Source organism: Paenibacillus sp. SYP-B3998 (assembly GCF_010820665.1).
In the GTDB taxonomy this organism is placed as follows: Bacteria; Bacillota; Bacilli; order Paenibacillales; family NBRC-103111; genus Paenibacillus_E.
In genome coordinates this window covers 126,787-149,033 of record NZ_JAAIKC010000009.1, presented here as the reverse complement: position 1 = coordinate 149,033, position 22,247 = coordinate 126,787, and the positions used below count along the sequence as shown (strand labels likewise).

Here is a 22,247-nt window from a genome sequence, read left to right as displayed (position 1 = left end):
CCTTTCCTTTGCGCACAAAAGTTTGCCTAGAGCAACTTTTAGGGTAAATCGCTTTTAATTGCCATATTTTAGCATATGCCTAACCCTAGCTTGACGTTCCTAAATAAAAAAAGAGCCTGCCTCAGCAAGCTCTCTTTATCTAATCGGTTTACCAAGGCTTTTTCCCTCCGCCTGCCTTGGTCAATACGCCATCATTAGCAGCATCATAGGCCTGGAAGATTTTGGCCGCGATCGGAGAAGCTCCATAGCGTCCAAAACCGCCTTCCGGCACTACGACTGCAATAGCCAATTTCGGATTCTCAACTGGCGCGAATGCAACAAACACAGCATTATCAATCGTTCCGCCTGAGACTGCTTGCGTGGACGTCCCTGTTTTCCGTGCAACATTATAAGGCAATTCTTCAATGCCTTCCGCACCACTCTTCATTCCGTGGATTATCGTGTTCCAATCCGCCTTCGCGAATAAAGCTGAATTATCATCAAGGACTTCCGGTTCCACTTTTTTGACAAGCGCTCCCTCGTAGCTTTGGATTTCGTCAACAAATAGGGGTTTCATTCTTTTGCCGCGGCTAGCCAGTGTTGCCGTGAATTGCGCTAGCTGCAGCGTCGTCGTCTTCTCATTTTGCCCCCAAGAAGCATATACCATCGCAGATTGGTAACTATCCTTCTTCGCATTTTTAATAAAATCGTTACCACCAACATACTCTCCTGGTAGGCCGCTCCCTGTCTTGACACCAATACCGAATTTGGCTAAATATTCAGCCCATTTATCCGTAACGGCTGGATTTTCTCCGCCATATTTCGAATAAAAGGGAAGGCCAACCATCGCAGACATATACGTATTTGATGAATGCTCGATGGCAGAGTCCGCATACAACGTACCATAAGCCGCCTTGCCTGAGTTTGTAATCGTACTTGCGCTGCCCGTTTTCCCGAAGCTAAAAGAACCATTATCATTGTAGGGATCTCTTGATGAGAACAATTTCTCTGTCAATCCAATCAGAACCGACAACGGTTTGATCGTGGAGCCCATGAACACAATAGAAGATGGGTGTTTAGGCCGCTCCTTATCCGTGTATTTCGGATATGCCGTTGTTATCGAACCGTTGGAGATATAAGAACCGATTTCATCTAGAGTGGCTTGAGAAATACCCCCGGTCCAGTCATTTGAGTTGTAGTCAGGAAAGTTCGCCATCGTTACTACACGGCCTGTTTCTACTTCCATTGCAACTGCGTAACCTGCTTGCGCGTTAGATCCATATTTAATAAATGAGTCATTCCTTGCATAGGAGGAGTGCAGGAAGTCAAGCTGATCCTTAATCGCTTTTTCTGCGGTTTTTTGAATATCTTTATTGATTGTCAGATACAAATTATTTCCTTTGATCGGAGCCGTCACCTTGGCTCTTCCGATAATTTTCATCGCGGCATTGACAGGATATTCTTTCGACCCGTTTGTACCCCTAAGTTCGTCCTGATACATCCGCTCAATCCCATCAAACCCGACATTTTCGCTATCCAGGTACCCCTTGCTGTTCGGATTATCTTTATACATGTCTTTGGCTCGTTCAGTTGAATAAGGTTTGAGGTACCCAATTAATTGAGGTGCAATCGTGCTTGGGATCGTACTTGCATCGTCCATCTCATAGGTGCGAATACTTTCTTCCGTCACTTCCAACCACTTGAAATCGTCGCGATGCTCCAACAAAATCGCAATTTCTTCCTTGGACAGATCAGATTTAATTCGACGTGGTACCCAATAATAGCTCGGGTCTTTGACCTTTTTCTTATCAATATCATAACCTAAGTCCATCGCAAGTACGATTTCGGCTGGCGTCGGTTTCTTGGAATCCGGCTTTCCGTACTTGTCAAACAACTCTTTTAACTTATAAGCTAAGCCAATCACTTCGTCTTCTTTCTTGGATTGCGACGGCTCAATTCGGAAAAATAACGACTGTACAGGAATCGTGTACGCGATCGGTGAACGGGCTGAATCATAAATATTGCCGCGAATCGGAGCGATCTTCGTCGTTTGATTCGTATTTGTATTCTCTGCTGCTTTCAGATCTTTCGCTTGCACGAATTGAAGAATGGCCAACCGTACGATCAAAATGGAAAATAGCACAAAGGTTAAAAAGAAAAAAATATTGATCCGAAATGAAAAGTGTCGCTTTTTGGTAATTTCATTTTTCTTCGGATCATCCATCATGGACGACTTCATCGGTTCTCAATTCCTTTCTCAGCCTTTTACCTGGTTGTCGAACAATTCCAGTAAAGAGTGTATGCCTTCTCCCGTGTGATAAGAATACCGAAGAATCCGAACCGCATCGATACCCACTTGATTTGGAGCCCATATATCGTTCGTCTCATGATCACCTATATAAAGAATGTTCTCTGGTTTTAGTTCTGCCTGATTCAATGCTAACTGAAAAATAGCCGGGTCCGGCTTCTCCAAGCCGACTTCCGTTGACACAATAACCGGTTCAAAATAGTGTAGTATACCTTTGCTTTCAAGAATCGTTTTGAGTGTCGGGGCAAAGTTGCTGACGATTCCCATCCTAAAGCCCATACGTTGCAAGCGCTCTAAGCATGGTTTCACATCATCAAACAGCTCGTAATATTCAGGTGCTGTATAGATGTCATAAAGCTCATGACAGCAAGCATGAATCTCGCTTTCCGTCCATTCTTCGTGAATCCCCAATTTATGCAGGACATATTTATATAGATTCACCCAAAATTCACGATCTGAGTCAGGGGTGCATGCTTCGAACGAATCTTGCTTATTTACATAGTAAAATAGACGAAATGCTTCTGTAAAAAGTTCACTAATATGAGTCTCGTCCCTGTCCAAATAACGCAATTGCAAATATTGCTTCAAAATGGTTTGAGCAGCCGGAATGGTAAGCAAGGTGTCCCCTGCATCAAAATAAATCATTTGGTATTGTTGAAGTGGTTTACGCATAAATTCTCCCTCATATCATTAAACTGCCTATTTCAGTTTACCACATTTACTAAGGAAGAAAAAAGAAGCCATCTCCTTTTCTCGTCCAAGGAATGACTTCTATAGGTGAAGCTGATCTTTCTCATGCTTCTTTAATATGCGTTTGATCAAAGTTAGGGGGATTGAACCAATTACCTCCGCTCGCCACCCACGTTGAATCCAGCGGTACCCAACGGTCAGTCTCCTTCAAATACACTTCGTTCCACGCATGAGGTCCATAGCTGCCTTGGCCATCATAACCAAGCCCAGTCACGACCTTCACATCAAGACCAGCCGATCTGGCCATGAGGGCATACAAACGGGAGTAGTCAATACATACACCTTTGTGCGAATTAAACGTATCCTCAGGTGTTTGCTCCTTCCAAATTCGTTGTTCCTCATAAAGCTTCACCTTATCCCAGTCATACTGAACCCTGGTTCCGACCCATTTATACAACAATTCGGCCTTCTCTTCGTCCGTTTTACCTCTTGCAGTCACTTCTAAGGCAGCATCCGAAATATTTTCTGGAATTTTGGCATCCAGAACCTCATATTTCCGTTGGAGAATATTCGTGAATTCCTGCTCTACTGCCCGTGTAAACACAGGCGCTTTATCGGCAATAAAATCACCGGTAAACGGTGAAATCACTTCTTTAGCCCCTTTTTGATACAGCTGTGATGATTCAATATAAGGTGTAACTAAGGAATGAGGAAACAGCGTCACATAAATAAATAATATAGCGATAAACATAAGAGCTCTGGCAAATCCCGCAATAGAACCAATCATTCCACCAGTTATAGAGCTAATAAACGAGCGATTCCGAGGCTCATTCACGCTGCGTCTAGCCAGCCAATGACCAACCCAAGGATCAGACAAGAGATTAAGCACATGCTTGACGATCATATAACCCAATAGAAATACAACACCGAACCGCAATAGCGGAAAATCTCTAATACTTGTCATACACGTAAAGTAGAGCTGCTTCATCAACCCAATATCGCCGATCGGGATTTGCAAGTTTTGTCCCTTCAACCAGGTTTGAATCAGAGGTGAAATCAACAAAACACCACGCCATGCTAAAAACATTGAGAGGATTACAATGATAGCTTCTACCAACATCGAGATGAGGCGCTTGGCTGAACCAGATCCTCCTTGAAAAAAACCCTGGATAATCGAGCCTGCAAACGTAAGTACGATCACGATCGATATGAGATTGAATGAAAGACCTTGCGTCCAAGTCATATCCGTCATGATTCTCCTCCTAAGACTTAGCGCTCTTTTGAGCTTGTTCAATAAATGCGTTAATAGCTGCGGTTGCGTTCATCTTGAAGGTTTTACCCAAAAAGGTTACTTGCACTTCATCCGTTCCGGCTTTACCCTCTACCTTCAAACTCTTCGTTGTAATGAGGAAGGAGCCATCCGGATTCGCTTTGAACTGGGCATCCTTCGCTTCCGATGTTAAAGCGCTCAACGCTTTCTCCTTCACTTCATCGCCCACTTGCGTCACTACACTGGCACCTATATCTTGCAGTTTATCCTTATAATTGGCCCCATATAATACTAATGCCCCTACAATCACAAGGATAAGAATCCATTTTACAACCGTTTTCACGATTCCGATGACAATAAAAAGCACAATGACAGCTGCTACAATTAAATACCAACGATCTTGAGCAAAAGAAATCCATTGATCCAAAATTAAACGCCCTCCTAATAAAAAGTTCATTCCTATCATACTACATGGACTCGTTATTCTTCATCTCTTTTTTTCCTTAATTGTGCGAGCTTATTTTGGATTTCCTCGGTTTTATCCAGTTGCCCTCTCGTTTTGCGAAATGATTGTCTTAAACGAAAAACAAGGAATACAGCAACAGCTGTCAGCAGCATGATGACATAAGCGTCCAACTTTTGGCCTCCTAACTTTAATTGTGTCATTTATACGGAAAGGTCATAACCGCAGGACGAGCAGCGTACATCTTAAGAAGAGACAAGACTATAAGGTAGGCGGTGAGACATGCGAACAGCGATCTGGTTGTACTTGTTTATGTTTGTCGCTTTTTTTGATTTACACGCACAATATCCCATTTTATCCCCCTTTGCCTTATCTCTAGGCGCAGCACCTTCATTTATCGGCTTGATTATGGGGGTGTATTCCATTACCCATCTGCCAGGAAATCTGATCGCAGGATATGGCGTGGACAAATACGGCAGCAAATTTTTCATTGTCTTCAGCCTGATTGTAGCAGGGATTATCCTGCTTTTTCAATCTAACGTCAAAGATCCATGGCATTTGCTGTATATTCGCTCCATTAGCGGGTTCGTGTTGGCCTTCCTATCGCCAGCCTGCTTATCCTTATTGGCCCGAATTGCCCGTGACCGCGTTCATCAAAGCAAGCTTATGACAGGCAATGGCCTAGTGCATACGTTGGCTTCTGTCGTTTCACCTGCCGCTGGCGCTCTATTGGTTGCCAAAATTGGCTTCAGTACCGCCTTCTCCGTACTTGGTTGGATCCTCATCGTGACAGGCATTCTTGCTATATTCGGCGTAAAAGAGAATCGGAGCCTGGAACACACCTTGGACAAATCAGCGTTGCTAGATCACCATGGTCATGCCATCTTAGGCGGAGAACTCGAATCGACCTCAGCTTTCTCCATTCCCTGGTTGTTCTTTCTCATCCCAGTTGCCCTTTCCTGCTCGCAGGGTATTCTATTTTTCGAACTCCCTCTCATGCAAGCAGCGCGCGGCTCTATTTTAACCTCTGGTGTATTTTTCACCTTAGTCAGCCTTGGTGCGCTCTTAACAATCAGCTTATGGTTTTTAAATAAAATCTCTCCCTTTATTCGCACCGTCGGCGGCAGCTTATCACTCGCAATTGTTTTCTTCGGTCTAGCAATCAATTGGCCAATTCCCCTATCCGTATCGCTCTTCATGATTGGGATGGCCAAGGGAATCATTTTCCCTTCCTTAGCTGCGCTTCTTGCAAGTATTACAAGCAGTAATCGTTACGGTCGCGTATTTTCTCTGCTCTCCATTTCATATTCCATTGGAGCCTTTTTCGGTCCTATGTTGGCTGGACAGCTGCGAGATCATATCTCTTCCTACTTCATCGCTTTTTTCATCTTAATGTTAGCACTTTCGTTACTACCCCTGCGTACATTTAAAGTTCCTGTGACGATTTAAACATAACATGAATCATAAACGGCTTGAGTCTTTCAAGCCGTTTTTAGCGCTGTCAATGTATGTCATTTCCCGGGAAATCACGGTTGTATGCGATACTCCTTCGTCGAATAATAGCTTGGAACACTCGTTAAAAGTGGTTATACTACAAAAAAAGAACTTGAAACGAGGGGTTCGCATGTCGATTGTCATTATTGTAGAAGGAAAAAACGACAAAAGCCGTTTAAAGCGCGTCATCCAAGAGCAAATCACGATTCTATGCACGTTCGGCACTCCGAGTTCAACAACACTTGAAGATTTGAGAAAGAAGGTAGGAGACAAACAAGTCTATTTATTTACGGACAACGACGCTTCTGGCAAAAAAATCCGCGGTCTCCTATGCGATACCTTCCCTGATGCCGAACAAATTTATACGCGAAAAGGATATGCAGGAGTTGAAGGCACACCCGAGGAATATCTCATTCAGCAATTAGAAAAAGCAGGACTGGAAGCGTATATCATATACCCTGCTCCAGACCCTGCTTTTGAATAAATATTTAAATTCGATTTAAAGACGCTTACTTTCCTTTGGATAACGTAACCACATCTTTAACAATATGGTCTACATCAAGCTCCGGATTACCTGCATCGTAGTAATTTCGGAGCATCCCTTTAGGATCTACTAGTAAAATAGCGTTGGAATGCGAGAAGTTCCCGTCCTTCTCTTTAATAACCATAATGCCAAAGTCCTCAGCAAGCTTATGAATCTTAGCTTCATCACCTCGTAAGAAAGTCCATCCGCCTGGAACCGGCTTCGACTCGAAACGGCTGCCAAATTCCTTGAGAACTTCCGGCGTATCACGCGTAGGATCAACCGAGATAGAAACAATCTCTGCTTTAGTGCCAAGCAATCCTTTTTGCTGCAAAGAATCCTGCACTTTAGAAAGCAAGAATGAAGTCGGCATGCATACATCCGGACAGAAGGAATAGAAGAAATAAACAAGTCTTACCTTTCCATCCATATCTTTAGAAGAAACAGCTTTACCGTCTAGATCCTGCAATTGAAAAGAAGGAGCTTGCTTCATCGCCTTCAATCGCTCATCCGGCGCTCCGTCTGTAAACCACAGCTTATAGGCAAATGAAGCAATCATAGCAATCAAGATAGCTCCAATTGCAAGCTTAAACCAATTTTTTTGAAAAAAAGTACTCATCATTAACTCCCTCGCTTTATGTATATAATGACGTTAAAAGAAAATCCCATGTCGCCATGGGATTCGCAAGATGCAACAATGATTTAGCTAATCCTCATGGTATCAATCACCATCAGGATCGAAAGAAGCGTTAAATAAATAATAGAGTAAAGAAATATCCGTTTGGCCCATACTACTTCAGCCTCGCCCGTAGCCTGAAAACCCTTGACACTCATGTAAGCCCAGATCAAACCCAAAATCGTCGAACCGAACAAGAATAAATAGCCCACATAACCGAAAGCAGTCAGCATCACCGTTACGGGAACTAACAAAACAATGTAGCGAATCATGCTAATTTTGGTGATATATGAACCTTTCACAACGGGAAGCAATGGGAACCCTGCAGCACGATACTCTTCCATGCGGCGAATACCGAGTGCCCAAAAGTGAGGCGGCTGCCATAGAAACAGAAAGGCGAAGAGCAGAAGACCTCCCACATCAATGGTTCCGCTAACCGCGACATATCCAATAAGTGGTGGTGTCGCACCGGAGAATGCACCTACGAACGTACTCCATACGGAGGTTCTTTTGAACCAAGCAGTATAGAGCCATACATAAAGGAACAATCCAATAAGTCCTACGAGCGCCGCCAGCGGAGAATTCGCTCCGAAGTACAAGACCGCTAAACCGATCACTCCAAGTGTAATTCCGTACCTAAGAACGACATTCGCGCTCATTCTCCCGCTAGGAAGAGCTCTATTCTTCGTACGTTCCATCTTGGCGTCCATTTCACGGTCTAAGTAGTTATTAAGTACCGTACCGCCTGCCATCACGAGCGCTATGCCCAGCATGGTTATAATAAGATGCGTCCAAGTCACTTGCCAATGGGCTGCTACCCAATAACCGGCAAATGCCGTCATTAAGTTCGAATAAATAATACCTGGTTTAACCAAGCGATAAAAGTCTTTCAACGTCACTGGCTCTACCGAATCCGTACTATTCTCTACTAATTCCGATGCTTTTGGCGAAGCGCTCGAAGCGGATTCGTAGCTAATTTGATTTTCCAAGTAATTGCCCTCCTGTATGTCTTACTTCCGAGCAAATCGAATTGATGAACATTCTCATCATACCAACCCAAACACCGTTTGACAATGAAGTCCAGCTAGTTGTCATCATATTGTCGATTCTCCTACCAGTATGCGTGGAAAATGATCTCCCCATTCGATCCCATACAAAAAGGAGCCCAAGGCTTGTCAAATGATCCTATTATTTACTCACCCTTAATGGGGTTAAAGATAATAGCCTGCGGCGTATGTCATTCCAGACTGTCGCTAGCATGTCGCAGGCTCCCGCGCATACGTTCCCAAAACTGTAACAACTAAACCATACTTGCCCGTAGACATAAGGGGGTTGGACATGACATTTAAGCGATCGAGCAAGTTCGAAATCTTCTTAATTGTATGATTTATCATTTGGCTTGTTAAAACTGGACGTCACAAAATGGATAATGATAACATGAGTACATTAGGATCGAATTGCGTCTGGCATACCCGAGCACCGAACCTTTTGAAGGAAAAGGAGGGAGACGTTTATGTCTAAAATTTTGATTATTGAAGATGATTTAAGCATTGGCGAAATGATGGCCATTTATTTGTATGAAGATGGGTATGAAGTGAAGCGAGCGGAGAACGGAAGGCAAGGAGAACAGCTCTTTCATGAATTTATCCCCGATATGATCGTGCTTGATATTATGCTTCCTGACGTTGATGGTATACAGCTTTGCAGCTTCTTCCGAAGTGTTTCTACTGTTCCTATTCTCATGATTTCAGCAAAAAGTGAAGTTTCCGACCGCGTTAAAGGGTTGCAAACAGGTGCAGATGATTATTTATGTAAACCATTTTCCATGCGGGAGCTCGCTGCGAGAGTACAGGCCTTATTAAGGCGTTCACAATCATTTCCTCCCTCCCAAATCGCCTCAACTGTCCAAACCCAGCAAATGGTTAGGCTGGATCTCGAGAAAAGATGCCTATTCGTTCATAACAAAGTTATTGAAACGACGTTCTCTGAGTTTGAGATCATGAAGCTGCTCTGGCAAAATCAAGGCCGCGTGTATAGCCGAGAAGAGCTGTTAAATCGCGTACGTGGATTTGATACCTACGTAACGGAGCGCGCCATCGATGTTCATATCGCCAACCTGCGCAAAAAAATTGAAGCTGACCCAAAAGAGCCGAAATATATTAAAACGGTTTGGGGAGTCGGCTATAAATTCCTGCCTATGTAAGCTCCTTCGGGAGCTTTTTTTCTTTCCCAAAAAAGCATTCGAAAACAGTCACCAAATAGGCGCCAGCACAATATGATGATTATGAAAATGGCCCATCAGCTCTAACCTGAAGAGAAGGGAGTGAAACAAAGCGATGGCGGTCATCAGGGCAATTTCGGAGGATAAGAACATTCTGGCCCGTCTGCTCCGAGCCGAAGATGAGGGTGATGGCGAGAGATGGGTATGTTACTCGTCGGCAACGTCGGAGTTAAGCTTATGATATTTCAGACCGACTGGCGCCTATCAAGACTCATGGAAACATTAGGCTGATTGCTGAAAAAAGAATTAAAAAATGCAAACAAAGATAGCTTTCCGACTGAAAGCTTAGGGAGGATTTACAATCATGATGAATAACCCTTACAGAATTGGGAATCAAGCACCTTACGGCTATCCATACCCTTCTTATCCGGCTCCAACCCCGATTACCAATAAAATGGTACCAACGACACCAACCGGCACTTATTTGCCATCAACAGGACCATCGATGCAACCAGGAGCCAACGTTCCAGGTCAGCTTCCCATTGAGGAATCCTACATTGAAAACATTCTCCGTCTGAATCTTGGTAAAATGGCAACGATCTATATGACCTATGAGAATAATTCCCAATGGAACGCCAAAATCTTTAAAGGAAAATTGGAAGCTGCTGGACGCGATCACATCATTATTAGTGACCCTACAACTGGCATGCGTTACTTATTGCTCATGGTTAACCTCGATTACATCACTTTTGATGAAGAGCTCCAGTACTTACCTTCATTTGCATCTGGCCAGATTCCCATTCCCAGATAAGTGCAACATAACCAAAAGCCGCGGCTCAAGTTTCACTTGAGCCGCGGCTTTTTGTCTTCCTACACTTGTTTGAAGTGCCACATATGAAGCTTGCCTAGCCCTCCTGTGATCCACTGCCCCCAAGAGGCTTTCCCCACTGATGTACTTGCCTCTTGCAAGCGCTCATCTTTCATTTGTTCATATTCCTCATAAGTAACCCCATCCCAAATTTCAACGAAAAGTCCAGGCTGATCTGTCCCTTCCAACAGTTCCAGACGCCCTTCCCTGCTCTGAAGTTCCCGCATATAGATGAGATAAGAATCCCGCCCTTCAGGTTTTATGGCATACTCCACAAAAACTTTGAACATTTTTAGATCTCCCTCTGATTTATTTTTTGCTCTAAAATGGTAAACTAGACATAATACTTACAAAGAAAGTTTTCAACAAAGAAAACACAGCTTAGGAGGAACCCCATTGGACACAGGCACACATCTTGTTATTGGATTAGGGTTAGCAGGACTGTCGCAAATCGACCCCGTCATTGCCGTAGATTCAACAGTAACAACCGCTGTTTTCATCGGAACTGTTATTGGTTCTCAAATTCCTGATGTGGACGGGCTGCTACGCTTCAAGGGGAATGCGACTTACATTCGCAATCATCGCGGTCGCTCTCACTCATTGCCTGCCTTACTTCTCTGGACGCTGCTCATTACGGGTGCACTTTCTCTCTTCTTCCATGCGCTACCGCTTCTGCATGTAGGCATGTGGGTCGCTATCGCCGTTTGCTTTCACGTCTTCACAGACTGCTTCAACACCTATGGGACACAAGCCGCAAGGCCATTTACGGAGAAATGGGTGTCATGGAACATTATACACATCTTCGACCCTTTTATCTTTATCAGTCATCTCGCTGCGATTTTCATGTGGTCGTTTCATGTTGCAAGTCCGAAACACATCTTCCCCACGTTGTACATCATTATTGCGCTTTATTACATTTGGCGCTCTCTAGACCATTATATACTTGAAAAGGGACTCTATCGTAAAGACCCCACCTATCAACCCGGCGATAAATATACGCTCATCGTAACCTTCAATCTGTACGTCTGGAACGTCGTCAAACGTAGAACGGATGGCAGCTACCAGCTAGGGGAAATGCGCAACTTAAAATTAAAATGGATCGACACTGTCAAAAACGAAAGCCATCCGGCGATTGAGGCCTCCAAGAACCATGAGGATATTCAAGCTCTGCTCTACTTCTCTTCCTATGCTTGCGCAGAAATCAAAGAGCATCGTTGGGGCTATGAAGTCAGATGGGCTGACGTCAGGTACCGTCATCGTAAACAGTATCCTTTCGTCGCTGTTCTCTTGATGGATCACAATTATCAAACGCTCGATTCTTATGTAGGTTGGGTTAACGATTCTCGTCTGGAGAAAAAACTGCGAGTCGATTTATACTAAAGAAAATGACGCGTTGTCAAGCTAACGCGTCATTTTTTCTATTCTATACATTGAAGGAACTACAAAAGCCCAGAGGAATCATCCCCTGGGCTTATAGGTTTACATCAAATTAACGGAGATTCCCTTGGCCACCTGCTAATGTTTGCTCGGCGATTTGCACCAAGCGACGAGTAATGTTACCACCGATTGCGCCGGTGTCACGAGTCGCCATGTAACCATAGTAACCGTCTTGAGGAATTTGGATGCCCAGTTCTTGAGCAACCTCATATTTCAATTGATCTAAAGCTTGAGTGGCTTGTGGAACTACCAGCGTGTTACTACTACGAGATTGTCCTGTACCCATAAGGATCAGACTCCTTTCAGTCAGCTATAATCTTTGATGTATTTGCAAGCTTGCAAAGATAGTATGTGGAGGAAATGAAATTATATGCACAGCGATAAAAAAAGTTTAAAATAAGAAGAATACGTTTAATTGAAGAAAGCAGGTGACATTCTTGAGCAAACCGCTCGCACTTCTATTCGCTGTTATCGGCACCTTGTTATTAGCTGGCATCAGCTTATTCATCGCCCTAAGACAGCCTTGGATGATTCTCCTATTCACAGTCATTTCTTTAGGATTTATCGGATATGGCTTCGTCGTTAAGGCCAAGCTGCGAAAAAGGAACAATCAGAACCGTTGACACAGGCTTGACTAGAAAGCTATACTTTTCACATGACTAGCTAGAGAACCTGGTACAGAAGAAAGTAGTTGTCTTTCCGCACTACTTTTTTTCATCGTATTTATTACCAAAATGAAAATATATTATTTTAGAAATAGTTTTAATAATTTGTAAACCACGAGGTGAATCCGTTGCTAAAAATCGGAATTTCCTGTTACCCGACACTTGGCGGATCCGGAGTTGTGGCTACAGAGCTTGGGAAAATGCTTGCCGAAAGAGGTCATGAGGTCCATTTCATTACGGATCGGATGCCCTTTCGACTTGGCCAATTTCATCCCAACATTTTTTTCCATGAAGTCGAAGTTAGTGATTATTATGTGTTTCGTTACCCCCCCTACGATCTAGCGCTTGCCAACAAGTTGGCCCAAGTCGCCAAGCAAGAGAACTTGGACCTCTTGCATGTCCACTATGCAGTACCGCACGCCATATGTGCTTATTTAGCCAAGCAAATGGTGGGTCAGCATCTGAAGGTCGTTACAACACTGCATGGCACAGATATTACGATCTTAGGCCATGATCCTTCACTGCGCGATTTGATCCGCATGGCCATTCATGAGAGCGATGCCGTGACCGCTGTCTCCCAAGACTTAATCACGGAAACCTATGAAGTGCTGTCTGTAGAAAAACCGATCGAATTAGTCTACAACTTCGTCGATCCCCGCGACTACATAGCGCCCGCGAATCCGCAGCTGCGCGCTCAATTCGCTCAGCCTCATGAGAAAATTATGCTGCATATGTCAAATTTCCGACCCGTCAAACGGATCTGTGACGTGATTGATATTTTCGCTGACGTCAATGTTCAAATGCCTTCTCACCTCATCTTTGTTGGAGAAGGCCCTGAACTGGCCAAAACGGTCAACCGCGTGAAAGAACTCGGGCTGACGAACCGAGTCCACTACCTTGGCAAGCAAAATAACGTCGCCGAAGTGATCGGGCTCGCCGATTTGCTTCTGCTTCCCTCAGAGAAAGAAAGCTTTGGCTTAGTCGCTCTTGAAGCCATGGCTGCTGGCGTTCCTACGATTGGTTCCGACGCAGGCGGTATTCCTGAGGTCGTTAAGCATGGCATCGATGGATTTCTCGCTCCTGTTGGCGATACGAAGCTAATGGCCGCGTACGCCATTCAGCTTTTAAGCAATCCGCAGCTTTACAGCGAGTTCTCCCTAGCTGGCATGCAGCGCGCCCGCTCGCAATTCTCTGCGGCTACTATTGTCGAGCAGTATGAAAATATTTATTACAAAGTTGCACAAACCGACCAAATGAAAACATCCGTCAATTTGTGAATCGTGACCTACTAACGCAAAAGGAGCGCAAACAGCTTATCCAACTGTTCACGCTCCTTTTATTGTCACTCTATTACAAAACGAAACCCATCCGTTTCTTCACTTCAAGTAACGTTTGATTTGCAATCTCAGCAGCTTCTTGCGCGCCTTTTTTCAGCACATCATGAATCTCGCCTGAGCTTCGAATCTCACGGTAACGTATTTGGATCGGCTCCAACACGGCAACAAGGTGCTCTGCTAAATCCTTTTTAAATGGCCCATAACCTTGGCCTTCATATTTTGCTTCAATCTCGGCAATGCTCATATCCGCAAAATGTGAGTAGATGCTCATCAAATTACTGACTTCGCGCTTGTTCTGCGGATCATATTGCACTTCGCGCCCAGAGTCCGTCACCGCGCGGCTGAGCTTCTTGCGAATAACGTCCGGCTCGTCAAGCATCCCTATGAAGCTTGCTGCGTTCGGGCTGCTCTTGCTCATTTTCTTCGAAGCATCGTCAAGAGACATAATTCGCGCTCCGATCTCAGGCGTGTAAGGCTGAGGCATTGTGAACATTTCGCCAAATCGATTGTTAAACCGATTCGCCAAATCACGCGTGAGCTCTAAATGCTGCTTCTGGTCATCCCCAACTGGAATCAGATCAGCGTTGTACAACAAGATGTCAGCTGCCATCAGAGATGGGTACGTAAACAAACCTGCACCTACGGATTCTTTTCCTTCGGATTTGTCTTTGAACTGTGTCATCCGCTCTAGCTCGCCCATGTTGGTTAAGGTCGTCATGATCCATCCAAGCTCGGCATGAGCGTGCACGTGAGATTGTAGGAAAATGGATGCTTTATTCGGATCCAAGCCTGCTGCTACATAGAGGGCCGCTGCGGATTCTGTTTGTTCTCGCAGCGCTGCCGGCTCCTGAGGAACTGTAATGGCGTGCATATCCACGACCATAAAAAAACATTGATGTAAGTGCTGAAGCTTCACGTAGTTGCGCAAAGCGCCAATATAGTTACCAATCGTCAGTTGGCCGCTAGACTGCATGCCTGATAATACTCTTTTCATCTTGGTATCCTCCTATATAATCATCTACTTTAAATACGAACAAGCCGTTTCGGCATATTCAGAAAACACAAAAAGCCTCTCTCCGCAAGGGACGAGAAACCGTGGTACCACCCTAATTTGCCTCTAATATGCAAGATTACATGCACAAAAGCGACCTTCAGACTCCGATAACGGGGAGCTGCCGTTTAGCATACTTGGACAGAAGAGGATCACTAATCCGGCCTAGGTCCGGTAACCTTCATCTGCGTTCAGCCTCAAGCTCAAGGATCCATTCAACTTGTTCGTTTCACCGGTTCACACCATCCACCGGCTCTCTGAGAAAGGGGACTCAAGTTTACTTGTTCCTGTCATCACTTACTGATTTTCTATCATTATACACCCTCCCCTTGCAATGTCAATAAAGCAAGTTGTCCTATCCTACACTCTTGCCACATAGGATAGAAACAGATTAAATCCTTGGGACAAAGGGGTAATGCAAATTGGCTTCAACTTTATATCGGTGGAGCGTTCCTGTCACCACTGCCCTATGTGTGCTTTTGTTAATCTTAATCCTGACAACGAGACAACTTCCTGACCTTACCTTACTCGCTCATGAATTCATGCTTATATTTCATTCATTTATGGGCATCTTCCTCGACGCTCTTCCCTTCATGCTGCTCGGTATTGTCCTATCCACCGTCGTAGAAAACTACATTCCCGAGGCATTCATTCGCCGTATGACGCCAAAGCATCCGCTTGGAGGCGTACTATTCGCTTGCCTGCTCGGCATCATGTTCCCACTCTGTGAATGTGGGATGATCCCATTTGTTCGCCGTCTAATGAAGAAAGGAATGCCTATCTATATTGCCGTCATCTTCATTCTTGTCGGGCCAATCCTCAATCCGATTGTATTCGCATCAACCTACATGGCCTTTCGCAGCTCGCCATCGATGGCTTACTCCCGTATGGGTCTCACCTTCGCAGTTGCCCTTGTAATCGGCTTTGCGCTAACCCGCTTTTTAAAGAGCAACCCTCTGCGTCACGCCGCACAGAACCACGCGGCGGATTCCCATCGCGATCACACTCCAGCGCTGCACAAGAACGCTCACAACGGCATTGACCGACACGACGATGAGCATCACCATGTCCACGACAGCCACGATCTTGACCAAAATAATAATTACCGTCATGTACACAATCACGACTATGTACATGACCATGACCATGACCACGTTCATCATGGTCATAGCCATAGTGGCGGACGCTTATCCATTATGCTTAGTCATGGAACCTCCGAATTGGTTGAAATGGGAAAATATTTAATGCTTGGCGCTTTACTCACTGCGCTCATTCAAACCTTCGTTGCCAAAGACAGCCTAACCGCAATCGGTCAAGGTCCCTTTATATCTCATGTATTCATGATGGGCTTTGCCTACCTGCTCTCTCTCTGTTCGACAACGGATGCTTTTGTCGCTTCTTCCTTTACCACAACCTTTTCGTCAGGCTCCCTGCTTGCTTTTCTCGTATTCGGGCCGATGATTGATGTCAAAAGCACGTTAATGCTGCTTTCCGTTTTCAAAGCTCGCTTCGTGCTCGTTCTGTCTATTCTTGTAGCCGTTACCGTGCTGGCTGGTTCGCTGGTATTTAAGCACTTCTTTTTAACATAAAGAAGCCTTGCCAAGAAGCAGCATCTCCACTGCTTCCTTGCAAGGCCCTATACGCTAACTAGAATTTAAGAATTGCGCCTGCGCTAGCATTCGTTACCATTTTCGTGTAACGCGCCAAATATCCTGTTTGGATCTTCGGTTCAAAGCCAGTCCAGCTCTCACGGCGTTTAGCAAACTCTTCATCGCTGATTTGCAGCTCAATTTTGCGTCCGTCCATATCCACATCGATGATATCGCCATCTACAACGAAAGCTAATGGTCCGCCCTCAGCCGCTTCCGGAGACATATGACCGATAGAGATCCCGCGTGATGCCCCGGAGAAACGTCCGTCTGTAATCAGAGCTACTTTAGCTCCTAGTCCCATACCTACGATTTGTGAAGTTGGCGCTAGCATTTCTGGCATACCAGGTCCGCCCTTCGGACCTTCATAACGAATAACAACAACATGGCCTTCTTTGACCTTGCCATTAGCAATGCCATAGAGAGCTTCATCTTGCGAGTTGAAGCATATCGCTGGTCCAACGTGACGGCCGCCAACTGATTTATCAACCGCGCCAACCTTAACGATACTTCCCTCAGGAGCGAGGTTACCGAACAGAACAGCAAGCCCGCCTCTCTCACTATGCGGATTATCAATTGGACGTAGAACTTCATGATTCGTGATTTCACAGCCCGCAACATTCTCACGCAGCGTTTTGGCTGTTACTGTCATACGATCTCCGTCGAATGCGCCCGGCTTTTTGAGCAGTTCATTAATAATCGCACTCACACCGCCAGCCAAATGCACATCTTCAATGTGATAGTCAGACGCAGGGGCAATTTTCGCAAGGTGAGGAACACGCTCTGCTACTTCATTGATCCGTGCGATTGGGTATTCAATACCTGCTTCTGCAGCGATGGCCAAAGTATGAAGAACGGTATTCGTCGACCCGCCCATTGCCATATCCAGTGCAAACGCGTTGTCGATCGCTTCGATCGTTACGATATCACGAGGCTTAATGTCTTTCTCGATCAAAACCATTAGCTGCTTCGCGCAATCTTTTACAAATTGTTTACGCTCTTCAGCAACTGCGAGAATCGTACCATTCCCTGGCATTGCAAGACCAAGACCTTCAGCTAGACAGTTCATGGAATTCGCTGTAAACATACCGGAACATGATCCGCAGGTCGGACAACCGTACTGTTCCAACTCTTCTAAGCCTGCCTCGTCCAATTTACCAGCTTGGAACGCTCCAACGCCTTCGAATACGGAAGATAAAGAAATAGATTTACCATTTTTATCTTTACCGGCTTTCATCGGGCCGCCGCTCACTAACATCGTTGGGATGTTAACACGGAGAGCACCCATAATCATGCCTGGTGTAATTTTATCACAGTTAGGAATACAAATTAGGCCATCAAACCAGTGCGCGTTTACAACAGTTTCCAAGGAATCTGCAATAATTTCACGACTGGGCAGGGAATAACGCATACCGATATGTCCCATCGCGATACCATCGTCGACACCAATCGTATTGAACTCGAAAGGAACCCCGCCTGCTTCACGGATCGCTTCTTTAACCAGCTTGCCGAACTCCTGCAAGTGGACGTGGCCGGGAATAATGTCTATATAAGAGTTACAAACCGCAATAAATGGTTTGCCGAAATCTTCCTCTTTAACGCCGGCTGCACGCAACAAACTGCGATGCGGAGCGCGGTCGAATCCTTTTTTAATCATATCGCTACGCTGTTTTGGATTAGCCATTCTTGTTCCTCCTAAATTTCGTTTCTTTTCGCAAATAATGAATCTATCATACCACACTTTTTTTGTTTTATCTCCCTTTAGTGTGTTCCCGCGTCAACGTACCAAATATGTAAAGAAATACCACATGGAAGACCGTAGTTCAACGACTTCATGCGGTATCAGGTGGATAATCATTGATCAACAGCTATTACGCTTTCCGACGATTCAAATGAACGAACGTAATTGCCAATGCAAGCACTAACACCCCGCCTTTGACAATATCAAAGCCAAAATAAGGCACGTTCAACATCGTTAAACCATTGAGCAGCACGCCGATCAGCACAGCGCCAAAAAACGTACCAATCACATTCGGCTTGCCTGCGCCAAGCACGGAATAACCAACGAACACAGAAGCCACAGCTTCCATTAAAAGCGGAGCGCCAGCATCAATTTGACCTGAACCCACGCGTGAAGCATACAGAATGCCGCCAAATGCAGCGAAGATACCGGAAAGCACGTAGGCTGCTAAACGAATTTTGTTCACAGAAATCCCGGAGAGACGAGCCGCTTCACGATTGCCGCCTGTGATGTACAATTGCCGTCCCCAACGCGTATAGGTCAAGAAAATATGTACCGCAATCACAGCAACAATCATAAGAATAACCGGGACAGGCACACCCAGCAGCTTCCCTTGTCCAATCCAAAGAAATTCAGGCGTAAATTTCCCTTTCGCTACGGTTCCATCTTGAAATCTCATATTGTTATAAATAGAAAAGCCTTTCGTAAACGTCTTTTGAACGCCTCCGATGATGTACATGACTGCCAAAGTAGCCAACAAATCGGGGATTCGAATCCTTACGATAAGCAGAGCGTTTAAAAGTCCGATAACAGCTCCGATAAGAATAGGTACAATAATGACTAGAACAAGAGGCTGCTCGTACCAAACCATTAAGGCCGCTGCAGCAACGGTCGATAAGGAAACCGTCGAGCCTACGGATAAATCAAACCCATCAACAATCTGCGATAACGTGACGCCAATCGCCACGAACATGACGATTGAAATCGACCGCAGAATGTCGGCGATGTTATCATAGGTCATGAAATTCTCATTAATGATAGAAAATACAATAACAACAAGTGCAATCACAAACAACGCGCCATATTTAAACGAAAAGTCCAAGCTTTTTTCCTTCATGCTATTCTGCCTCCCCCGCGCTCGCATACGTTAAAATGAGATCCTGCGTTGCCTCCGCGCGGGAGAGCTCCTTCACAACAGAACCATAACTCATAATCAAAATCCGATCGGCAATTCCAATAATCTCATTCAATTCGCAAGATAAATAAATAATACCTTTACCTTCTGCTGCTAGCTGGCCGATGAGTCTGAATATATCGCTCTTCGCGCCAACATCGACACCCTTGGTCGGCTCGTCAAACATATATACATCCGCATTCGTCGGCAGCCATTTGCCGACAGCTACTTTCTGCTGATTGCCGCCACTGAGATGCTTCACGATCCGATTCGGATCATTTGGCTGCACGCCAAGCTGCTCCACCATTTTCGCCGCATGCGCACTTTCTGCGCCACGCCTCACAAAGCCGAGCGAGCTCAGCTTGCGCAATATCGGAAGCGACAGATTACGCTTCACGGTCTCCTCCACAAGAACGCCCTGCTTGCGGCGTTCCTCCGGCACAAGTGCGATGCCTGCGCGCACGGCATCTTCCGGCTGACGCAGCGCAAGCTTGCGCCCGGCGAGTACGATCTCGCCGCCGTCCGCGACGTCAGCGCCGAAGAGCAGCCGGCTGAGCTCGGTCTTACCGGCGCCGACCAATCCCACGACGCCGAGAATTTCACCTCGGCGCAGAGAGAAGCTGACACCGCGCACCTTGGTGCCGCGGCGCAGCCCTTTCACCTCGAGGAGCGTGCCCCCGATGGGCACATCGGCCTTAGGAAACTCCTCGGTGAAGGTTTTACCCAGCATCGCCTCGATGACTCCGGCGATGTCCATGTTCGCAGCCGCACGCGATAGCACGTGGCTGCCGTCACGCATCACTGTGATCCGATCGGAGATACGGAACACTTCCTGCAAGCGGTGGGAGATGAAAATGAGCCCTACTCCCTCTCGCTTCAGGCTGTCCATAATTTGGAACAACCGTTCAGATTCTTCTAAACTAAGCGGCGCTGTCGGCTCATCGAAAATAATAATCTTTGCCTTGTGCGCCATCGCTCTGGCAATCAGTACAAGCTGCTTCTGCGAAATACTCAGCTCATCAATCTTGCTGCGAACCGAGAAGGAAGCGCCGATCTTCGTAAGAATGGCCTCCGCTTCACGATGTAGCTTTCGCCAGCTGACCCAAGCTTCCCCTTGGACCAGCCTGTCCATCATGACATTTTCCGTAACCGTAAGCTCAGGCACTAACACCGTATCCACTTCCTGATAAACACAATAAATGCCCTGCGCCATAGCCTCTTTCGGTGTCCGTATGACAACAGGGAGACCACTAATCGATAGATGCCCCTCGTCATGGGTATAAGCGCCAGATACTATTTTCATCAAGGTGCTTTTCCCTGCTCCGTTAGCTCCCAGCAGCGCATGGATTTCTCCAGAATGAAGATCAAAGTCAACCTCCTTCAGCGCCTTCACGCCAGGAAACGATTTGGATATGCCCTGCATCTGTAGCAAAGGCGCATTGTTCACCGACATCTTGACACCTCATCTGTCAATCTGAAAGTCCCATCGCTTAAAGCCGATGGGACCCATGTTGACCGTTATTTTTTTTCTGCTGCTTTCAACCAGTCTGTGTAACCTTGTTGACTGCCGCCCCAACCTTTTACATACTCGCTTAGCTGTGTCGTATTCACTTGCTTGTCCTTCGGCAATTGATCTCTAGACACATAAACAGGATCTAGCACAACTTTCTCAGGTGTTTGATCACCGTGTAGTTTTTGATACAGATAACGAACTTGAACGCGTCCGATATCTTTTGGATCTACAGCAGCGGATGCTACCCAAGGGCTCTTCGGATCTTGCAGCAATTGCAAATCTTCATCGCTAAGGTCAATACCATAAACTTTGATTTCTGTACGTCCCGCTTGCTGGATTGCGCGAGCAGCGCCTTTAGCGAACTCATCCCAAGCTGTCCATACCGCTGTAATATCACCTTTATTCGGATATTTCTTCAGAATCGCTTCCATTTGCGTTTGCGTATCTAATGCAGGATCTTTCGCCGTTCCGAAAGCAGCCACTTCTTTAATATCTGGATATTTCTTTTGGAATGCTTGGTAAGCAAGTTGTCTACGCTCCATCGGTGCAAATCCGGCTACCCAAACTTTCACAATGTTTCCTTTGCCGCCAGCGTCTTTAGCCAACTGCTCCAATGTTGACTCTGCCATCTTCTGATCGCCTTGTTCCAAAGAGGTCACGCCTGGTACTGTTAAAATAGAATCGAAGCTAACGACCGGAATTTTCTTTTCCAACGCTTTCTTCACGCCAGCTTCCAAGGCTTCAGCCGTTCCATGATCGATAAGGATACCGTCGAACTTTTGGTTAATCGCCGCATCGAGGTTAGACGCCATTTTAGCCAAGTCCGTATCTGCAACGAATACAGTTACTTTCCCGCCAAGCTTCTCGACTTGCTCTTTCACGCCCTCCACATACTGAGAGGAAAATGTTCCTGTATTGAATTGCATGATGAGTGCAATTTTCTTTCCGCTTAAATCAGTTTTAGCAGCTTCAGTCGGCTTCGTGGATTCCCCCGCTTTCGCGCTTGCTGCAGGTGTCTGCGATGCGTTGTTGCTCTCTTTTTGTCCGCATGCTGCTAAAAAAGTTGCTACAAAGGCCAAAATAATAAACACACTTACTAACTTCGTCTTTCTCATGGTTACCCTCCCCAATCAAGTGCTAAACTAAAGTCCCATCTATTCTATCGGATTATTATACCCAGTCGTTTAG

The 22,247-nt window shown here is 45.6% G+C and carries 23 protein-coding genes and 1 other annotated feature; of the genes, 9 read left to right on the top strand and 14 right to left on the bottom strand.

Annotated features, from left to right (window positions below):
* Positions 1 to 148 precede the first annotated feature (148 nt).
* From GK047_RS20885 to GK047_RS20865, 5 genes are all read right to left on the bottom strand, one after another.
* Positions 149 to 2,218 carry a peptidoglycan D,D-transpeptidase FtsI family protein gene (locus tag GK047_RS20885; RefSeq protein ID WP_163951283.1) on the bottom strand — a complete coding sequence of 690 codons (2,070 nt, stop codon included), beginning with the start codon at positions 2,216 to 2,218 and terminating at the stop codon, positions 149 to 151.
* 18 nt (positions 2,219 to 2,236) lie between these two features.
* Positions 2,237 to 2,959 (bottom strand): HAD-IA family hydrolase, encoded by a 723-nt coding sequence (locus tag GK047_RS20880; protein ID WP_163951280.1) that lies wholly within the window; start codon positions 2,957 to 2,959, stop codon positions 2,237 to 2,239.
* Positions 2,960 to 3,080: 121 nt separating this feature from the next.
* Positions 3,081 to 4,229, bottom strand: a complete 1,149-nt coding sequence (locus GK047_RS20875) for a transglutaminase domain-containing protein (RefSeq protein WP_163951277.1) — start codon at positions 4,227 to 4,229, stop codon at positions 3,081 to 3,083.
* Between the two features lie 10 nt (positions 4,230 to 4,239).
* A complete protein-coding gene (locus GK047_RS20870) occupies positions 4,240 to 4,704 on the bottom strand; it encodes a hypothetical protein (RefSeq protein ID WP_240344073.1) in 465 nt (154 codons plus the stop codon).
* A gap of 23 nt (positions 4,705 to 4,727) precedes the next feature.
* Positions 4,728 to 4,883, bottom strand: coding sequence for a hypothetical protein (locus GK047_RS20865; RefSeq protein ID WP_163951271.1), 156 nt, complete (start codon positions 4,881 to 4,883; stop codon positions 4,728 to 4,730).
* Between the two features lie 109 nt (positions 4,884 to 4,992).
* On the opposite strand from GK047_RS20865, the gene GK047_RS20860 reads away from it, so the two are divergent.
* Together GK047_RS20860 and GK047_RS20855 are read left to right on the top strand one after the other, a co-directional pair.
* Complete coding sequence (locus tag GK047_RS20860; protein WP_163951268.1) at positions 4,993 to 6,159, top strand: MFS transporter; 1,167 nt, start codon at positions 4,993 to 4,995, stop codon at positions 6,157 to 6,159.
* A gap of 175 nt (positions 6,160 to 6,334) precedes the next feature.
* On the top strand, positions 6,335 to 6,688 hold the full coding sequence (locus tag GK047_RS20855; protein WP_163951264.1) for a toprim domain-containing protein: 354 nt from the start codon (positions 6,335 to 6,337) through the stop codon (positions 6,686 to 6,688).
* Between the two features lie 25 nt (positions 6,689 to 6,713).
* Here GK047_RS20855 and GK047_RS20850 read toward each other — a convergent pair whose 3' ends face one another.
* Both GK047_RS20850 and cyoE read right to left on the bottom strand, forming a co-directional pair.
* Positions 6,714 to 7,349 (bottom strand): SCO family protein, encoded by a 636-nt coding sequence (locus GK047_RS20850; protein WP_163951262.1) that lies wholly within the window; start codon positions 7,347 to 7,349, stop codon positions 6,714 to 6,716.
* Between the two features lie 80 nt (positions 7,350 to 7,429).
* Positions 7,430 to 8,392 (bottom strand): heme o synthase, encoded by a 963-nt coding sequence (gene cyoE / locus GK047_RS20845; protein WP_163951259.1) that lies wholly within the window; start codon positions 8,390 to 8,392, stop codon positions 7,430 to 7,432.
* 524 nt (positions 8,393 to 8,916) lie between these two features.
* Between cyoE and GK047_RS20840 the strand changes: the two genes are divergently transcribed.
* The 3 genes from GK047_RS20840 (at position 8,917) to gerQ (ending at position 10,435) form a co-directional block, all read left to right on the top strand.
* Positions 8,917 to 9,606: a response regulator transcription factor gene (locus GK047_RS20840; protein WP_163951256.1), complete on the top strand. Its 690-nt coding sequence runs from the start codon at positions 8,917 to 8,919 to the stop codon at positions 9,604 to 9,606.
* Positions 9,607 to 9,739: 133 nt separating this feature from the next.
* Entirely contained in the window at positions 9,740 to 9,865 is a 126-nt protein-coding gene (locus tag GK047_RS20835) for a hypothetical protein (protein ID WP_481856028.1), read from the top strand.
* A gap of 123 nt (positions 9,866 to 9,988) precedes the next feature.
* Positions 9,989 to 10,435: a spore coat protein GerQ gene (gerQ, locus tag GK047_RS20830; RefSeq protein ID WP_163951252.1), complete on the top strand. Its 447-nt coding sequence runs from the start codon at positions 9,989 to 9,991 to the stop codon at positions 10,433 to 10,435.
* 59 nt (positions 10,436 to 10,494) lie between these two features.
* On the opposite strand, the gene GK047_RS20825 is transcribed toward gerQ, so the two are convergent.
* Positions 10,495 to 10,782, bottom strand: coding sequence for a hypothetical protein (locus GK047_RS20825; protein WP_163951249.1), 288 nt, complete (start codon positions 10,780 to 10,782; stop codon positions 10,495 to 10,497).
* A 106-nt stretch (positions 10,783 to 10,888) separates the two neighbouring features.
* On the opposite strand from GK047_RS20825, the gene GK047_RS20820 reads away from it, so the two are divergent.
* Positions 10,889 to 11,872, top strand: a complete 984-nt coding sequence (locus GK047_RS20820; protein ID WP_163951245.1) for a metal-dependent hydrolase — start codon at positions 10,889 to 10,891, stop codon at positions 11,870 to 11,872.
* Between the two features lie 109 nt (positions 11,873 to 11,981).
* Here the strand turns inward: GK047_RS20820 and GK047_RS20815 are convergent, their stop codons facing one another.
* On the bottom strand, positions 11,982 to 12,215 hold the full coding sequence (locus tag GK047_RS20815) for an alpha/beta-type small acid-soluble spore protein (RefSeq protein ID WP_163951242.1): 234 nt from the start codon (positions 12,213 to 12,215) through the stop codon (positions 11,982 to 11,984).
* Between the two features lie 151 nt (positions 12,216 to 12,366).
* Between GK047_RS20815 and GK047_RS20810 the strand changes: the two genes are divergently transcribed.
* Positions 12,367 to 12,552: a DUF5325 family protein gene (locus tag GK047_RS20810; protein WP_163951240.1), complete on the top strand. Its 186-nt coding sequence runs from the start codon at positions 12,367 to 12,369 to the stop codon at positions 12,550 to 12,552.
* A gap of 161 nt (positions 12,553 to 12,713) precedes the next feature.
* Complete coding sequence (gene bshA, locus GK047_RS20805) at positions 12,714 to 13,871, top strand: N-acetyl-alpha-D-glucosaminyl L-malate synthase BshA (protein ID WP_163951237.1); 1,158 nt, start codon at positions 12,714 to 12,716, stop codon at positions 13,869 to 13,871.
* A gap of 73 nt (positions 13,872 to 13,944) precedes the next feature.
* Here the strand turns inward: bshA and trpS are convergent, their stop codons facing one another.
* Positions 13,945 to 14,925 (bottom strand): tryptophan--tRNA ligase, encoded by a 981-nt coding sequence (gene trpS, locus GK047_RS20800; protein WP_163951234.1) that lies wholly within the window; start codon positions 14,923 to 14,925, stop codon positions 13,945 to 13,947.
* 84 nt (positions 14,926 to 15,009) lie between these two features.
* Positions 15,010 to 15,285: a binding site (T-box leader), on the bottom strand.
* A 119-nt stretch (positions 15,286 to 15,404) separates the two neighbouring features.
* Between trpS and GK047_RS20795 the strand changes: the two genes are divergently transcribed.
* A complete protein-coding gene (locus tag GK047_RS20795; RefSeq protein WP_240344072.1) occupies positions 15,405 to 16,571 on the top strand; it encodes a permease in 1,167 nt (388 codons plus the stop codon).
* Positions 16,572 to 16,629: 58 nt separating this feature from the next.
* Here the strand turns inward: GK047_RS20795 and ilvD are convergent, their stop codons facing one another.
* The 4 genes from ilvD to GK047_RS20775 all read right to left on the bottom strand — a co-directional run bounded on the left by ilvD (position 16,630) and on the right by GK047_RS20775 (position 22,174).
* Entirely contained in the window at positions 16,630 to 18,315 is a 1,686-nt protein-coding gene (ilvD, locus tag GK047_RS20790; RefSeq protein WP_163951231.1) for a dihydroxy-acid dehydratase, read from the bottom strand.
* Positions 18,316 to 18,502: 187 nt separating this feature from the next.
* Positions 18,503 to 19,489: an ABC transporter permease gene (locus tag GK047_RS20785; protein WP_163951228.1), complete on the bottom strand. Its 987-nt coding sequence runs from the start codon at positions 19,487 to 19,489 to the stop codon at positions 18,503 to 18,505.
* A 1-nt stretch (position 19,490) separates the two neighbouring features.
* Positions 19,491 to 20,999: a sugar ABC transporter ATP-binding protein gene (locus GK047_RS20780; RefSeq protein WP_163951225.1), complete on the bottom strand. Its 1,509-nt coding sequence runs from the start codon at positions 20,997 to 20,999 to the stop codon at positions 19,491 to 19,493.
* A 65-nt stretch (positions 21,000 to 21,064) separates the two neighbouring features.
* Positions 21,065 to 22,174, bottom strand: coding sequence for a sugar ABC transporter substrate-binding protein (locus GK047_RS20775; protein ID WP_163951222.1), 1,110 nt, complete (start codon positions 22,172 to 22,174; stop codon positions 21,065 to 21,067).
* Between the last annotated feature and the right edge of the window lie 73 nt (positions 22,175 to 22,247).

Bases quoted from the DNA above. Each gene is read 5' to 3' on its own strand.
- ilvD (WP_163951231.1), bottom strand. From the start codon at position 18,315: ATGGCTAATCCAAAACAGCGTAGCGATATGATTAAAAAAGGATTCGAC.
- GK047_RS20815 (WP_163951242.1), bottom strand. From the start codon at position 12,215: ATGGGTACAGGACAATCTCGTAGTAGTAACACGCTGGTAGTTCCACAA.
- GK047_RS20860 (WP_163951268.1), top strand. From the start codon at position 4,993: ATGCGAACAGCGATCTGGTTGTACTTGTTTATGTTTGTCGCTTTTTTT.
- GK047_RS20785 (WP_163951228.1), bottom strand. From the start codon at position 19,489: ATGAAGGAAAAAAGCTTGGACTTTTCGTTTAAATATGGCGCGTTGTTT.
- GK047_RS20835 (WP_481856028.1), top strand. From the start codon at position 9,740: ATGGCGGTCATCAGGGCAATTTCGGAGGATAAGAACATTCTGGCCCGT.
- GK047_RS20855 (WP_163951264.1), top strand. From the start codon at position 6,335: ATGTCGATTGTCATTATTGTAGAAGGAAAAAACGACAAAAGCCGTTTA.
- gerQ (WP_163951252.1), top strand. From the start codon at position 9,989: ATGATGAATAACCCTTACAGAATTGGGAATCAAGCACCTTACGGCTAT.
- GK047_RS20880 (WP_163951280.1), bottom strand. From the start codon at position 2,959: ATGCGTAAACCACTTCAACAATACCAAATGATTTATTTTGATGCAGGG.
- GK047_RS20875 (WP_163951277.1), bottom strand. From the start codon at position 4,229: ATGACGGATATGACTTGGACGCAAGGTCTTTCATTCAATCTCATATCG.
- trpS (WP_163951234.1), bottom strand. From the start codon at position 14,925: ATGAAAAGAGTATTATCAGGCATGCAGTCTAGCGGCCAACTGACGATT.
- GK047_RS20850 (WP_163951262.1), bottom strand. From the start codon at position 7,349: ATGATGAGTACTTTTTTTCAAAAAAATTGGTTTAAGCTTGCAATTGGA.
- GK047_RS20870 (WP_240344073.1), bottom strand. From the start codon at position 4,704: ATGAACTTTTTATTAGGAGGGCGTTTAATTTTGGATCAATGGATTTCT.
- GK047_RS20840 (WP_163951256.1), top strand. From the start codon at position 8,917: ATGTCTAAAATTTTGATTATTGAAGATGATTTAAGCATTGGCGAAATG.
- GK047_RS20825 (WP_163951249.1), bottom strand. From the start codon at position 10,782: ATGTTCAAAGTTTTTGTGGAGTATGCCATAAAACCTGAAGGGCGGGAT.
- GK047_RS20780 (WP_163951225.1), bottom strand. From the start codon at position 20,999: ATGTCGGTGAACAATGCGCCTTTGCTACAGATGCAGGGCATATCCAAA.
- GK047_RS20775 (WP_163951222.1), bottom strand. From the start codon at position 22,174: ATGAGAAAGACGAAGTTAGTAAGTGTGTTTATTATTTTGGCCTTTGTA.
- GK047_RS20885 (WP_163951283.1), bottom strand. From the start codon at position 2,218: ATGAAGTCGTCCATGATGGATGATCCGAAGAAAAATGAAATTACCAAA.